The organism is Paenibacillus anaericanus (assembly GCF_003994475.1).
In the GTDB taxonomy this organism is placed as follows: domain Bacteria; phylum Bacillota; class Bacilli; order Paenibacillales; family Paenibacillaceae; genus Fontibacillus; species Fontibacillus anaericanus.
This window is the reverse complement of sequence record NZ_RZNY01000010.1, coordinates 132,567-147,068: the sequence shown is the minus strand read 5'-3', so window position 1 is coordinate 147,068 and position 14,502 is coordinate 132,567. Positions and strand designations below refer to the sequence as shown.

Genomic DNA, 14,502 nt, shown 5'->3' with positions numbered 1-14,502 from the left:
AATTTATGGTTACAATCAAAGACATTGCGCGTGTCGCTGGTGTTTCCCACACTACAGTTTCCAGAGCGCTGAATGGAAACCCACTCATCAAGAAAAATACACGTGATAAGATTGAGAAAATCGCTGCAGAGTTAAATTATGTTCCGAATTACAGCGCAAAAAGCCTAGTAATGAAAAAATCTTATACCATTGGATTGTTCTTATCCAGTATTGATCAAGGAACATCGGCAAGTTTTCTCGTAGATGTGATTAAAGGCATTAACCATGTACTGAATGAGAACTACAACCTTACTGTAACCGGGATTGATAGCATTCAGAACCTGGATTCCATTCTACCACAACGTTTCGATGGTATTCTTGTTATGAGTCAAAGCGACGCGGATAATTCATTTATCTACCATGTTAAAAAAGTAGGTATTCCGTTAGTGGTTCTGAATCGTCAATTGGAAGATCCAAGTATTATGAATGTAGTCGCAAATGATCGTCAGGGTGTAAAAGAAGCTATGGATTATGCCATTTCTCAAGGACATCAAACATGTGCAATCATTGAAGGCAAGTCTGGTTTCAAGTCGTCCATGGAACGTAAACAAGGTTTCCTTGATAGTTTGCTTGCCCATAGTCTTTCACTAAACTCTAATTATTTCGTATCCGGTGATTACAGTATTGAAAGTGGCTATACAGGAATGTGTACCTTATTGGCTCTATCTGAACCACCAACTCTAGTGTTCTGTAGTAATGACGATATGGCGATTGGCGCTATGAATGCTTGCTTCGCCAAGCAAGTAGCTGTACCGACTGGGCTCTCCCTCATTGGATTTGATGATATTATGTTTGCCAAGTATACGAATCCCGCCCTTACAACAGTACATAGACCGATTGCCGACATTAGCGAGCTTGGTACTACAAAACTAATCGAACTAATGAACCAACCACAAACCAAGCCTGAGCAACTGTTTGTCCAAACTTCATTAATGGTTCGTCAAACCGTAGCAAAACTAACTAAAGAAATATGATTTATAGGTCTAGGAAGCTACCTATCAACAAAAGATTTATGATTCCTGATAAAAAAGAGCTTCTCTTTTTTATATAGCAAAATGTTCACGTGTGCATAAAAAAATAAACCCATAAAAGGAGATTGAAATTCATTATGACAACACAACTTTCTAGAGCCACCCACCCCGATTTGCCTAGCTTCCCTGAGCGTATGATCCAATTTGGAGAAGGAAACTTCATGCGTGCTTTCGTAGACTGGCAATTACAGCAAATGAACAACCAAGGACTTTTTAATGGGAGTGCGGTCTTAGTTCAACCTATCGAACAGGGTTTGAGTCATCTTTTAGCACAACAAGATAACCTTTATACCGTTTTTTTAAATGGCATTCTAAATCAGCAAACGGTTAATGACTCAGAGATTATTACCAGCGTTAGTCGGGTCATTAATCCATACTCCCAATATGAAGATTATTTAGCCTTAGCTGAAAATGACGAGTTAGAATTCATTACATCCAATACGACTGAAGCTGGGATTGCTTATAACCCGGATGACCGATTATCAGACGCGCCGCCGAAAAGTTTTCCCGCTAAATTAACAGCCCTTCTACATAAACGTTTCCAATTAGGGAAAAAAGGTTTCGTTATTATCCCTTGTGAATTAATCGACCGGAACGGCGAGAAATTACATCAAATCGTGAAGCAATACGCACAAGAATGGCAGTTGGGCGATGACTTCCTCCAATGGTTGGAAGCAGAGAATACCTTCTGTTGCAGCTTGGTAGACCGCATTGTTCCAGGTTACCCACGTGACAAAGCCAAAGAATTAGAAGCAGAAATAGGATATAAAGACAATGTGATGGTTACGGCAGAACCTTTCCTCTTATGGGTCATTGAAGGTCCTGAATGGATTTCCGAACGGTTGCCTTTCACTAAAGCTGGGCTAAACGTTGTAGTAACAAATGATATGACACCTTACCGCGAACAAAAAGTTCATATTTTGAACGGTCCTCATACAGCTATGGTACCTCTTGCCCTATTGGCAGGTCTTGAAACGGTAGAAGATGTGATGAATGATGACTGTTTCTCCTCTTTCGTTAAGCAGTTAATGGAAGATGAATTGATCCCCATGCTAAATCTACCAAAGGAAGCATTACATACTTACGCTGAGGCAGTACAAGAACGATTCAAAAATCCTTTTATCCGTCATGAGTTAACATCAATCTCACTGAACAGCATATCCAAATTTAAAACTCGCCTGTTGCCGGTTTTACTTCGATATCAACAAGAAAACGCAGAACTTCCAAAACTTATGACCCTCTCATTTGCGGCTTTGTTGCTTAGCTATCGGGGAGATCGTCTGGAGCGTCAAGATAGTCCTGAAGTTCTAGCCATTTTCGATCAAGCATGGAGTAACCCGGCTTCGTTTATCAGCTCTATTCTTAAAGAAGAAAGCTTATGGGGCCAGGATTTATCGAAGGTTCCTCATTTAAGCGAGACCCTAGAGTCCAATCTAGCACAGCTAGAAGAATTAGGTAGCCGTGTAGCTTTACAAAAACTGGTTTAGGAAAGGAGACATTATGCAACAATTAATGAAAATGAACCCTCGCGACACTGTAGCGGTTGCCCTTCGTCCGATTCAAGCAGGTGAAGAACTTCATTTCGACGACCAAATGCTTCTTATACAACAAGACATTCCTCAAGGCCATAAAATTGCCTTAGTAGACTTTGCACCTGAAGCCATTATCACAAAATACGGTTATCCTATTGGGCATGCGACAGAGGCAATCCAAAGGGGCCAATGGGTTCACACACATAACATAAAAACCAATTTAGCGGGTGAGGAAGAATACGAATATCTACCAGATATTCATCCTGTTATCTACCCCAAACGTGAGCTTACTTTTGACGGGTATCGTCGTGAAAATGGCAAAGTCGGCATTCGTAATGACCTGTATATTGTCCCAACGGTTGGTTGTGTAAATGGTATTGCAGAGCAAATGTTATCGACATTCAAAAGCCTTCATCCAGATCTAGGAGCCTTTGATAATATCACCGTTCTCAAACATCCCTACGGCTGCTCTCAATTGGGTGACGATCACCGTATGACCCGCAGTATCTTATTAGATGCTGTAAAGCATCCCAATGCTGGTGGTGTATTGGTCTTTGGCCTTGGTTGTGAGAACAATATCGTAACCGAGTTCCGTAACATGATGGGAGATTATGACGACAGTCGTGTGAAATTCCTAGTGGCACAAGAAGTTGGCGATGAAGTCGAAGCAGGTATGGCCTTATTAGAAGAGCTTTATGTTGCTGCACAAGATGATCATCGTGAGCCTATTCCTGTTAGTGAACTAAATGTAGGTTTGAAATGTGGCGGTTCGGATGGCTTTTCAGGCATTACAGCTAACCCACTCTTAGGTGCCTTCTCTGATTTTCTTATCTCGCAAGGCGGAACTTCGGTATTAACTGAAGTCCCTGAAATGTTTGGTGCGGAGAAAATGCTCATGGCACGTGCAGAAAATCGCGAAGTTTTTGAACAAACGGTCTCTTTAATCAATAATTTCAAACAATATTTCCTTTCTTACGGAGAACCCGTATACGAGAATCCTTCTCCCGGAAACAAGGCGGGCGGTATTAGTACGTTAGAAGACAAATCATTAGGCTGTACCCAAAAAGCCGGAACATCTCCTGTTGTTGACGTATTGCAATATGGTGAGAAGCTCCGCAAAAAAGGACTTAGCCTATTGCAGGCACCAGGTAATGATCTTGTTGCCTCCTCTGCATTAGCTGCGTCAGATTGCCATCTCGTCTTATTTACTACAGGCCGTGGCACACCATTTGGTAGTTTCGTACCAACAGTAAAAATCGCTACGAATAATGATATTTTCGCCAACAAAAAGCATTGGATGGATTTTAACGCAGGTTCCCTCCTGGAGTCATCCATGGCTGAAGTGTTGGAACAATTTATTACTTACGTGGTTTCAGTTGCAAGTGGCCAGAAAACACGGAATGAACAAAATGATGTGCGCGAACTAGCTATTTTTAAAACAGGAGTTACTTTATAGCCTAACCTCATACCTTCATACCACAAACCAAAGGAGCAAAAGAAATGTTTTTAAATGATAATTTCTTGTTAACCACAGATATGGCCCAACAACTATTCCATGAACACGCCAAACATATGCCGATCATCGACTACCATTGTCACCTAGATCCTAAAGAAATCTATGAAAATAAGCCGTTCCAGAATTTAACCGCAGCATGGCTGTATGGTGATCACTACAAATGGCGGTTGATGCGGGCCAATGGCATTCCAGAATCCCACATTACAGGTGACGCTTCTGACTACGACAAATTTGTATCCTGGGCGAAAACCGTCCCGAAAATCATCGGTAACCCTTTATACAGTTGGACCCATCTGGAGCTTCGTCGTTTCTTTGGGATCAATGAACTGTTAAATGAAGAATCTGCACCAAGAATTTGGGAAGAAGTAAATCAGAAGTTAGCTACTGATCCATTTAAACGCCGCAATATTATCAAAAGTGCCAACGTTAAAATCATATGCACCACGGATGACCCTGCGGATGATTTGAGCTATCATCAAGCATTAAAGAAAGAAGAACAAGATTTCAAAGTACTGCCGACATTCCGTCCCGATAAAGCATTGAACATTGATGCCACAGGTTTCAAGGAATGGATTCAGAAACTAGAACAAGTTGTTGGCACTACTATCACTTCTTATAGTGAATTGGTGATGGCATTGAAGGCGCGGGTAGACTTCTTCCACGACAATGGTTGTCGCTTGTCTGACCATGCCCTAGATGTCTTGCGTTACCAACCAAGTAATCTTCAATTGGTTGAGCGGGTTTTTGCTAAGAGGCTTGCTGGAGAGGACTTATCACAAGATGAAATTACGATGTATCGGACTGAACTTCTGTCTTCATTGATTGGGTTCTATTATGAGAAAGATTGGACCATGCAATTGCACTTGCATGCCTATCGAAACAACAATACGCCGATGTTCGAGAAATTAGGGCCTGATACGGGTTACGATGGTATCAATGATTTGTCGATCACAGAAGCGCTCTCCAAATTGTTAGACCAAGCTGAATGTCGGCAAGGCTTACCTAAGACCATCTTATATTCTTTGAATCCAAAGGATTATCCAGCGCTATTAGCGTTAATGGGCTGCTACCAGAAAGACACCCCCGGTAAAATTCAATTGGGATCCGGTTGGTGGTATAACGACACCCGTAGTGGAATGCGTCAGCAATTAACCATGTTTGCCGATAATAGCGTACTGAGTAATTTTGTCGGCATGTTAACGGACTCTCGCAGTTTTCTATCCTATACACGCCATGAGTATTTCCGCCGGGTTCTATGTGAATTGGTTGGTGAATGGGTAGAGCGTGGCGAAGCTCCGAATGACATCACCCTACTTGGGCAAATGGTGGATGACATTTCATATAATAACGCTTCAGAATACTTCGGGTTTAATTTATGTTAGAGATTTGTCCTAACAATGAGCGGATCGCACAGGAGGTTTCCCCCAAGGGAACCTCTTCCCTCTTTCTATATCCAGTTGCAACGCATGAAGCTCGCCCATTTATACTCGTATTACCTGGTGGTGGCTACCATCACCTAGCTTATCATGAAGGTGAACCTGTTGCTAAGTGGTTGAATAGTCTAGGAATTCATGCCGGTGTACTTAAATACCAAGTTGGAGATTTCGATGCCTCCTCCCAATTAACAGATGTAGAAGATGCCTTGAAATGGATTCGTCAAGCGCCCAAAGATTGGTGCGTAATCTCGCAACAAGTAGGTTTGGTGGGTTTTTCCGCAGGGGGACACTTGGCAGCCACTGTTGCCACTAAGGGAAATGAGAAACCGGACCTCCTCCTATTAAGTTATCCTGTGATTTCATTTCAAGATCCTTATGCCCATGAAGGAAGTCGGTGGCATTTTCTCGGAGAAGCTCCATCAGCAGATGCGACACACGCATTCTCGGCACATGAGCAAGTGACATCTCAGACACCTCCTACCCTTATGTGGACAACGGCAGATGACGCTAGTGTTCCCGTAGAAAATAGTCTACTGTTCGCTTCTGCACTATCAGCGAAGAAAATCCCCTTCGAACTTCATGTCTTTGAAGCGGGACGTCATGGTCTAGGACTCGCTGATGAAAACCCTCATTGCCAGCAATGGGTTAGACTCGCGACAAATTGGCTTAAGAAACATCACTATGTTAAAGAGGAATGCAAAATGACACCTACACTGTTTATCGCTGGGGATTCCACTGCGGCTATAAAAGGTGCTGCCGAAAAACCTATGTCAGGTTGGGGAGAATACTTCCAAGCTTTTTTCGGGTCTTCCGTTCACGTGGATAATCGTGCTATCAACGGACGAAGTACCAAATCCTTTCTCGCGGAAGGTCGCTTAGCTAACATTGAGCAAGATTTCCAAGCTGGTGACTACCTGTTTATTCAATTTGGACACAATGACGAAAAGATAGAAGATCCCACTCGATATACCGATCCTGATCAAGACTATCGTCATAACTTAATTCGATTTATAGAATCCGCACGCATACGTGGTGGGATTCCAGTGTTATTAACATCCGTAAGTCGTCGCCGCTTTACTGCAGATGGGAATCTCGATCCTCTTGCTGTGGGGCCCTACCCTGCAGCTATGAGACAAGTCGCCGCCGAGACGGAAACACCGTTAATCGATATATTCGAAGCTTCACAACAGCTCTACCATACTTTAGGGGAACAAGAGTCTATGAAACTATTCATGCATTTACCTGAAAAAGTACATCCGAATTTTCCAAATGGCGTTGCCGATGACACACATTTTTCTGATATAGGAGCTCGGCAAATTGCTGGCCTAGTGGCTGAATCCATTAATCAATCTACTGCTTCTACTTTGTCGACTTTAAAACAACTTTTAAAAGGAGTTCGTGAACATGGCGCTAATTAAAGAGGTAATTATAGAATATTACCGCATCCCATTACCTGAAATTATGGAAGATGCAAAACATGGACTACATACTCATTTTGAAGTTCCCATTGTAAAAATCAAAACGGATGACGGCCGTGAAGGCGTAGGTTACACATATACAGGCGGATTCGGTGGCAAAGCCATCTGCTCACTGATCGCTAATGAGTTAACAGATATATTAATCGGTAAAGATGCCAGTTGTGTTGAAAGCATTTGGGATAAAATGAATTGGGGAATTCATTATGTGGCGCGTGGGGGTTTGGCAAGCTTTGCAATTGCAGCTTGTGATATCGCTCTCTGGGATTTACGGGCCAAGAAAGCTGGAGAACCACTCTATAAATTGCTTGGTGGCGCAAGCAATCGGGTCAAATGTTACGGCGGAGCGATTGATTTGAATTTCTCACTAGAGAAGTTGTTGAACAACAATCAAAAGTACCTAGACATGGGCCTAAAAGCCGTCAAAATTAAGCTAGGACAAAAAACATTAGCCGAAGATGTGAAACGAGTCGCTGCAGTACGCCAATTAATTGGTCCAGATGTGACGTTTATGGTCGACGCCAATATGAGTTGGAGTGTAGAAAAAGCAATTAAAGCAGGTCGTGAATTCCTGAAATACGATATTCTTTTCTTAGAAGAACCTACAATTCCAGAAGATTATGCTGGCTATGCTCGAATTGCAGAAGAATCTGGCATGGCTGTCGCAGGCGGAGAAAACTTACGGACATTGACTGAATTTCAACACATGTTGCAATACGGTCATGTAGATTTCCCACAACCAGATGCATCTAACGTGGGCGGAATCACGGGGTGGTTAAAAGTCGCTCACCTAACCCAGGCTTATAACGTTTCTGTATCCACTCATGGTATGCAAGAATTGCACGTTAGCTTACTTGCTGCTATGCCAAATGCAGGTTATCTGGAAATGCACAGCTTCCCCATTGATCAATACACCACACGACCGTTGGTTATAGACAAGGAAACAGGAATGGCTATTGCACCAGAAGTACCAGGCATTGGGGTTACTTTTGATTGGGATAAGCTAGCGCCTCACAAACAAGATTTTTAAAGAGGAGACATCGAACATGGCCCCCCCCTTTAATTTAGGAATCCGAGCCCATGATTTTGGGCAAATTCCATTGAACGATCTCATTGGGAAGTTACAACATTACAAACTTGCGAATATTCAATTTGCGGTAAAGAAATCTTTTCCCGAAAATGTACCCAGCCTGTCGGCATTAAGTCCGGGGACTGCTAGTTATTTCGGTAATGCATTTCGACAAGCAGGTATCCAAATTGCGGTTTTGGGTTGTTACGTCAACATTGTGGATCCCGATCCTATTAAACGAGCGCAAGCATTATCTGATTTCGGTACCCATCTTCGCTTAGCTAGAGACTTTGGCGCTAGTCTGGTTGGAACGGAGACAGGTACCAAGGGGCAAGGCTACACGCTGGACAACTTTACCGAAGACGCCTTTAAAGATGTCGTCACATCGCTCAAAGGTATGGTAGCTGAAGCCGAGCGATTTGGCGTGACAGTAGGGATTGAAGCAGGAAAGAATCATCCCCTTCACACGGTTTCATTGACACGTCGATTACTGGATGCCATTCCATCCAACAATCTTCAAGTCATCTTAGATTGCGCGAATCTCATGTCACCTGCAAATTATTTGCAGCAAGAGGATATCATTACGGAAGCGTTCGAACTCTTAGGGGACCGAATTGCCGTAATTCACTTAAAAGACTTTAAGGTTACGGATGGGAAAATTAAATTTGTCCCAGTTGGCCAAGGATATCTTCATTTTGAGCCAATTCTACGTTATATGAAATATCAGCGCCCTCATCTACAAGGGCTTCTGGAAAGTACAACTGAAGAGCATCTAGAAGCGAGTATCGCTTATTTAGAGTCAATCTACGATAACTTATAATTAATCAATGTTCAGCTTAATCCCCAGAAAAACTGCTAAGCACTTAGCAATCTATATGTTTAGCAGTTTTTTCGTTATAAAACCCCTTCTCTCATCTCTGGTAATTCTCATGAACCGCATGATTATTTCATTTTCAAATAGAGAAAAAACAGCATTTTAAAATTGAAATGAATTTATTGTGGACATATACAAATTTTGTATGTTAAATTAGTGGTGAGAGAATAACAATCTCTCATCTACATTTGAGGGTATAAGTAACTTGGTTGATTCAGTGGGCGACATGCACCTCTTGCATCTTCTAAATTACTTTTTATATTACCTGAAAGTTTAAGCGCTTATACTTTAGTTTAAGTGTGTCTCTTAGTTAAAGCGCTTTAACCCAAATGTAGTTATAAAACACTGAAAGGAGGCAGTGATAGCGTCTAAGGTTGTTAGAAAAAAATAAAAGGAGGAGTTATAATGTACATTTTAAAATCAAACAAACGTATGTTGAAATTGATTGGCCATGTTCTTCTCTGTCTAACAATGCTTGTGACACTACTGGGTGCTCTTACTCCATTTCAATCGAAAGCTCACGCTGCCGGCGAACTTAAACCATTTCCTCAACAAGTTACCTATCCAGGTATAATTAAACCTAATCACGTAACCCAGGCATCTATGAATAGCGCAGTTTCAAGTTATTATGACTATTGGAAAGGGAAATACTTGAAAAACGACTTAGTTTCCTTGCCTGGCGGATATTATGTAAAAGGTGAAATTACTGGTGATCCTGAAGATTACCCTCCTCTCGGAACTTCAGAAGGCCAAGGTTATGGAATGGTCATCACCGCCCTTATGGCAGGCTACGATTCGAATGCAAAAACAATCTATGACGGCCTATTCAAAACAGCAAGAGCCTTCAAAAGTTCGATTAATCCCAATCTAATGGGCTGGATTGTTGCGGATAACAGTGGTGCCCAAGGGCATTACGACTCAGCTACCGACGGTGATATAGACATCGCTTATTCCTTGATTCTCGCAGATCGTCAATGGGGATCGACAGGTACAATTAATTATTTACAAGAAGCCAAAAAAATGATCACCAACGGAATCAAAGTTAGCAATGTAACAACGAATAACAGGCTAAACCTGGGAGATTGGGATGGGAAAAGCACATACGATACTCGTCCTTCCGATTGGATGCTCTCCCATTTTAGAGCTTTCCACGAAGTTACAGGAGATCAAGTATGGTTAGATGTCATCAATAACTTGTACACCGTTTATGGTCAATTCTCAACCTCTTACTCATCTAGCACAGGTCTAATCTCTGACTTTGTTATTAACAATCCCCCTCAACCTGCTCCATCCGGTTTTTTGGAGGGTGATTATGATAACGAATATAACTACAATGCAAGCCGGGTTCCATTAAGAATTGTAATGGACTACGCTTTTTACGGAGACACTAGAGGCCGGGATATTGCTAACAAAATGGCAGTATGGATTAAAGGTAAGACAAGTGGCGTTCCAGGAAATATTAAAGACGGATATAAATTAAATGGTACGGCAAGAGGGTCATATGCTACAGCCGTTTTCGTATCACCGTTTATTTCAGCAGCAACAACAAACAGCGCACATCAAGCATGGGTGAATGCTGGTTGGGACTGGATGAAGAATAAGAAAGAGGGATATTTCAGCGATTCCTACAACTTGCTTAACATGCTCTTCATTTCAGGAAATTGGTGGATACCTACTGCTGGCGGCGGAACACCAACACCAGATACACAAGCCCCTACAGCTCCCACAAACTTGACTACAGCTGTAGTATCAAACAGCTCAATCAATTTAAGCTGGATAGCTTCAACAGATAATGTCGGGGTAACTGGATATCAAATTTCTCGCAATGGTGCTCCAGTTGGTACATCAACGGGTACTACTTTCAGTGACAATGGATTGACGGCATCCACCGCTTATAGTTATACAGTTAAAGCAGTTGATGCGGCTGGTAACTTTTCAGCAAATAGTAATACAGCGACCGCAACAACAAATGCAAACCCACCAACAAGCGTTAATCTTGCTCTTGGCAAAACGGCTGTAGCAAGCTCCATAGAAGGAACTGGATTTGAAGCTTCCAAAGCGACTGACGGCGTGTTGACGACGAGATGGGCTAGTAATGAAGGTAGCAATAACGAGTGGATTTATGTAGACCTGAGTGCCACCCAAAGCGTCTATCGCGTAAAATTAAACTGGGAAGATGCTTACGCTAAGGGCTATAAAATCCAAGTTTCCAATGATAAAACCACTTGGACAGATGCTTATACCACAACAACTGGCGATGGCGGAATTGACGATATTACGTTTACAGCCAAGAGCGGTAGATATGTAAGAGTACTTGGTATAACAAGAGGGACAACATATGGATATTCACTCTATGAATTTGAAGTATATGGTTCTTAATTGATAGCAAAAGAACGGAGAAGCGTGATTCACGCCTCTCCGTTCTTTTTGTGACGTCTGTAATGAAAGAGTCCCCTCTCTACTCTACCATCGAAGTTCGTTGCACTAAGTCCGACGCATATATGCACGTACAGTGATTGGAGCAAAGATTGCAACAATCACAGCCGCACCGATAAGGGAGATGACGAGATCCCAGCCCACGGTTCCATTGTTGGCCAGTTCCCGGACAGCAGTGACTAAGTGCGAGATCGGATTGATTTTAACGAACCATTGAAGCCAGTTGGGCATAGTATCGACCGGGACAAATGCGTTGGAAAGAAACGTGAGCGGAAACAGCACTATCATCGATATCCCCTGTACGCTTGACGCCGTGCGAGCAATAACCCCAAAGAAGGCAAAGATCCAACTAATAGCCCATGAGCAGAAAATTACTAGAATCGCGGCAATGGCGACGTTAGCTAGGCCACCCTCGGGACGATACCCCATAATATATCCCATGCTAAAAGTGAGAACTGTCGCTATCGTATACCGAACGGTATCTGCTAGCAAAGCCCCAGCGAGCGGTGCTATACGAGCGATAGGTAGCGACTTGAATCGATCAAACACACCTTTATCCATATCTTCGCGCAGTTGGATACCTGTAACGATTGAGGTCGTAATCACGGTCTGTACCAGAATGCCTGGAATGATGACGGGTAAGTAACTCGCGATGTCACCGGAGATGGCTCCACCAAAGATGTAGGTAAACATAAGGGTAAAGATGATGGGTTGAAGTGTAACATCGAACAATTGCTCAGGGGTACGCCGAATCTTCAATAGACCTCGATAGGCCATCGTCAAAGAGTGGCGGATCGCCTGACCGAAGCTCGTGTGATTTTTCAGTTGGCGATTAGCGCTCTGCTTCAAAGAACTGCTATTCATACTCTTGCCACCTCCACTTTACTTGATGGGTCGGATGTGAGTGGTGCATCTGCTTTCACCCCATGGCCCGTGATAGTTAGAAACACCTCATCCAGGGTCGGCTTCTGCACACTCATCTCAGACAAATGAATTCCTTCCGTTCGGAGGGCGATCAATAGGTCTGTGACCAAATCAGCGTTCGCCATCGGTGCCGTAATCTTTCCAGCTTCCAACGACACATTAGACTGTACCTTCAGCACCTGTTCAACGGTCCGACGGGCATCCTCGATTTGCTGCGGATTTTGAACACTCAAATGTAACGATGAGGTGCCTACGGATGATTTCAGTTCATCCGCTGTACCCTCGGCGACGACTCGACCGTAATCGATGACTGCAATCCGATCTGCTAGTTGATCTGCTTCTTCAAGGTATTGCGTTGTGAGCAGGACGGTTGATCCCGTATTCACCAGCCTGCGAATCGTATCCCACATCTGTGAACGCGTACGCGGATCTAGCCCCGTAGTCGGCTCATCCAGGAAAATAAGCGGTGGTTGAGCAATAAGGCTTGCCGCCAAATCCAATCTGCGGCGCATACCACCAGAGAAATTTTTAAGTGGACGTTTTGCGGCCTCCGTCAGTCCAAATTCCTCGAGTAAATCCGCTGCCTTTTTCCGTGCCTCCGCGCGCCCCAACCCGAGTAATCGAGAGAAGATGATCAGATTCTCAGTAGCACTAAGTGACTCGTCTACCGAAGCATACTGGCCGGTCACCCCGATCAATTGACGGACGATTTGCGACTCCTTCAGCACATCATGCCCGAATATTCGCGCCGAGCCTGCATCTGGTCGAAGCAAGGTCGCCAGCATTCGAATGGTGGTGGTCTTGCCTGCCCCATTCGGTCCAAGCACACCATAGATCGTTCCCGCACGCACATTCAAATTAACACCATCCACCGCACGGTTGTCACCAAATGTTTTGACGAGTCCGTATGCTTCCACAGCCAAATCACCATAGTTTGGCTCCATTCCTTTTCTGTTTATATAAGCCATTTCAATCCCTCCAATCAACCTTATTGATTATATTGAGATCGTAACAGGCATTTTTAAACTGAATGTAAATGGGACTGGGAGTTGATACAACACAACATTAATGTTGTAGACGGGAACCTCGCGCGTTATAATAAAAATAATCAGGTCGTGAAGTACACGCCGCTTCGATACTTTTGTATCGGGCGGCTTTTTTCTGTTTCCATACTATTAGAGGAGTGAGAGCTCGTGTCAAGCTTTGAGCAAAAATATGAGGAATGGATGCAAAACAATATAACAACAGCTAATTTTCGTAGGCGTGAATTGCTTGAGAAGGGTTTAGGTCATGGAAGTGTGGAATTTCTGCGGACCATTTGGTTTCCCACTGTTAAAAATTTCGATAATCTCTATCCTGAATGGGAGGTGCGTGATTTTCACAATGGATTTCGTTATGTAGACCTGGCCTATATGCCTGGAGGTATGAAAGGCGGAATAGAAATCCAAGGCTTTGGTCCCCATGCAAGAGATCTTGATGTAAAGCGCTTTAAGGATTTATGCTGGCGGCAGTGTTTACTGGCACTGGACGATTGGCTTCTCCTACCGATCGCCTATCTTTCCATCAAAGATGAACCTCAGCAATGTCAGCAGCTGATTCTTTCGTTTATCGGTAGATTCATCTCATCCGATTTACCTTGCCAAATGACCGCTCTTGAAGCTGAAACCCTTCGTTTTTCCAGGCGACTACTGCACCCCTTTACGCCACTGGAACTAGCAGAACATCTAAGAATCACAGAACGTTATGCCCGGCAACTTCTGCATAAGCTGGTTGATTTGGACCTTATAGAAGTAACTAACGGTAAAATCAGATATCGTGTCTATCGCTTACGGAACTAGCAGACCTTATTTCTTGAAAACTTGCCATAATTATTATGTAACGGAACTGAGCGATGCTATTTGCCGAAAACAAGCAGATTAATGCACCTAAGTTCCTCAATAACGTCGTACAGTTCCGTTAGAATAATAACATGCCTATTTACAGCCTATTAACGGCGCTCAGTTCCGTTAGAAGCAGCGTTATTTCTCAGAGTGTGCAGAGTTCTCAGCATGAGCCTCAAATTCGTTATCATATTTATTCACACAAATCGCTGGTCCTCCACGAAACGGCATCCCTGCCGTTTCTTATGGATGGATTGTCATGGTTCAAACCCCTGATCGATTTCCGCAAG

11 protein-coding genes and 1 pseudogene are annotated in these 14,502 nt (G+C 43.2%); 10 read left to right on the top strand and 2 right to left on the bottom strand.

The window, feature by feature from the left end; all coding sequences use genetic code 11:
* The first annotated feature begins 5 nt into the window (after positions 1–5).
* The 9 genes and pseudogenes from EJP82_RS13765 to EJP82_RS28430 all read left to right on the top strand — a co-directional run bounded on the left by EJP82_RS13765 (position 6) and on the right by EJP82_RS28430 (position 11,351).
* A complete protein-coding gene (locus EJP82_RS13765; RefSeq protein WP_127192640.1) occupies positions 6–1,013 on the top strand; it encodes a LacI family DNA-binding transcriptional regulator in 1,008 nt (335 codons plus the stop codon).
* Between the two features lie 134 nt (positions 1,014–1,147).
* Positions 1,148–2,557 (top strand): tagaturonate reductase, encoded by a 1,410-nt coding sequence (locus tag EJP82_RS13760; protein ID WP_127192639.1) that lies wholly within the window; start codon positions 1,148–1,150, stop codon positions 2,555–2,557.
* Positions 2,558–2,570: 13 nt separating this feature from the next.
* Positions 2,571–4,058: a UxaA family hydrolase gene (locus tag EJP82_RS13755; RefSeq protein ID WP_127192638.1), complete on the top strand. Its 1,488-nt coding sequence runs from the start codon at positions 2,571–2,573 to the stop codon at positions 4,056–4,058.
* A 44-nt stretch (positions 4,059–4,102) separates the two neighbouring features.
* Positions 4,103–5,500 (top strand): glucuronate isomerase, encoded by a 1,398-nt coding sequence (gene uxaC / locus EJP82_RS13750; protein ID WP_127192637.1) that lies wholly within the window; start codon positions 4,103–4,105, stop codon positions 5,498–5,500.
* Entirely contained in the window at positions 5,494–6,972 is a 1,479-nt protein-coding gene (locus tag EJP82_RS13745) for a prolyl oligopeptidase family serine peptidase (RefSeq protein WP_127192636.1), read from the top strand. The genes uxaC and EJP82_RS13745 overlap by 7 nt, the downstream gene beginning before the upstream one ends.
* Positions 6,959–8,059, top strand: coding sequence for a mandelate racemase/muconate lactonizing enzyme family protein (locus EJP82_RS13740; protein ID WP_127192635.1), 1,101 nt, complete (start codon positions 6,959–6,961; stop codon positions 8,057–8,059). Before EJP82_RS13745 ends, EJP82_RS13740 begins: the two co-directional genes overlap by 14 nt.
* A gap of 16 nt (positions 8,060–8,075) precedes the next feature.
* Positions 8,076–8,918 (top strand): sugar phosphate isomerase/epimerase family protein, encoded by an 843-nt coding sequence (locus EJP82_RS13735; RefSeq protein ID WP_127192634.1) that lies wholly within the window; start codon positions 8,076–8,078, stop codon positions 8,916–8,918.
* A gap of 525 nt (positions 8,919–9,443) precedes the next feature.
* Positions 9,444–10,646, top strand: a pseudogene (locus tag EJP82_RS28435) (family 8 glycosyl hydrolase); the annotation flags it as partial.
* Between the two features lie 57 nt (positions 10,647–10,703).
* The gene (locus EJP82_RS28430) at positions 10,704–11,351 is read left to right on the top strand and encodes a galactose-binding domain-containing protein (protein WP_425464343.1); all 648 of its coding nucleotides are present in this window, start codon (positions 10,704–10,706) and stop codon (positions 11,349–11,351) included.
* 105 nt (positions 11,352–11,456) lie between these two features.
* Here EJP82_RS28430 and EJP82_RS13725 read toward each other — a convergent pair whose 3' ends face one another.
* Both EJP82_RS13725 and EJP82_RS13720 read right to left on the bottom strand, forming a co-directional pair.
* On the bottom strand, positions 11,457–12,272 hold the full coding sequence (locus tag EJP82_RS13725) for an ABC transporter permease (RefSeq protein WP_127192632.1): 816 nt from the start codon (positions 12,270–12,272) through the stop codon (positions 11,457–11,459).
* Positions 12,269–13,300 (bottom strand): ATP-binding cassette domain-containing protein, encoded by a 1,032-nt coding sequence (locus EJP82_RS13720; protein ID WP_127192631.1) that lies wholly within the window; start codon positions 13,298–13,300, stop codon positions 12,269–12,271. The genes EJP82_RS13725 and EJP82_RS13720 overlap by 4 nt, the downstream gene beginning before the upstream one ends.
* 225 nt (positions 13,301–13,525) lie before the next feature.
* Here EJP82_RS13720 and EJP82_RS13715 point away from each other — a divergent pair, with 225 nt between their 5' ends.
* On the top strand, positions 13,526–14,170 hold the full coding sequence (locus EJP82_RS13715; protein WP_127192630.1) for a transcriptional regulator: 645 nt from the start codon (positions 13,526–13,528) through the stop codon (positions 14,168–14,170).
* The last annotated feature ends 332 nt before the right edge of the window (positions 14,171–14,502 follow it).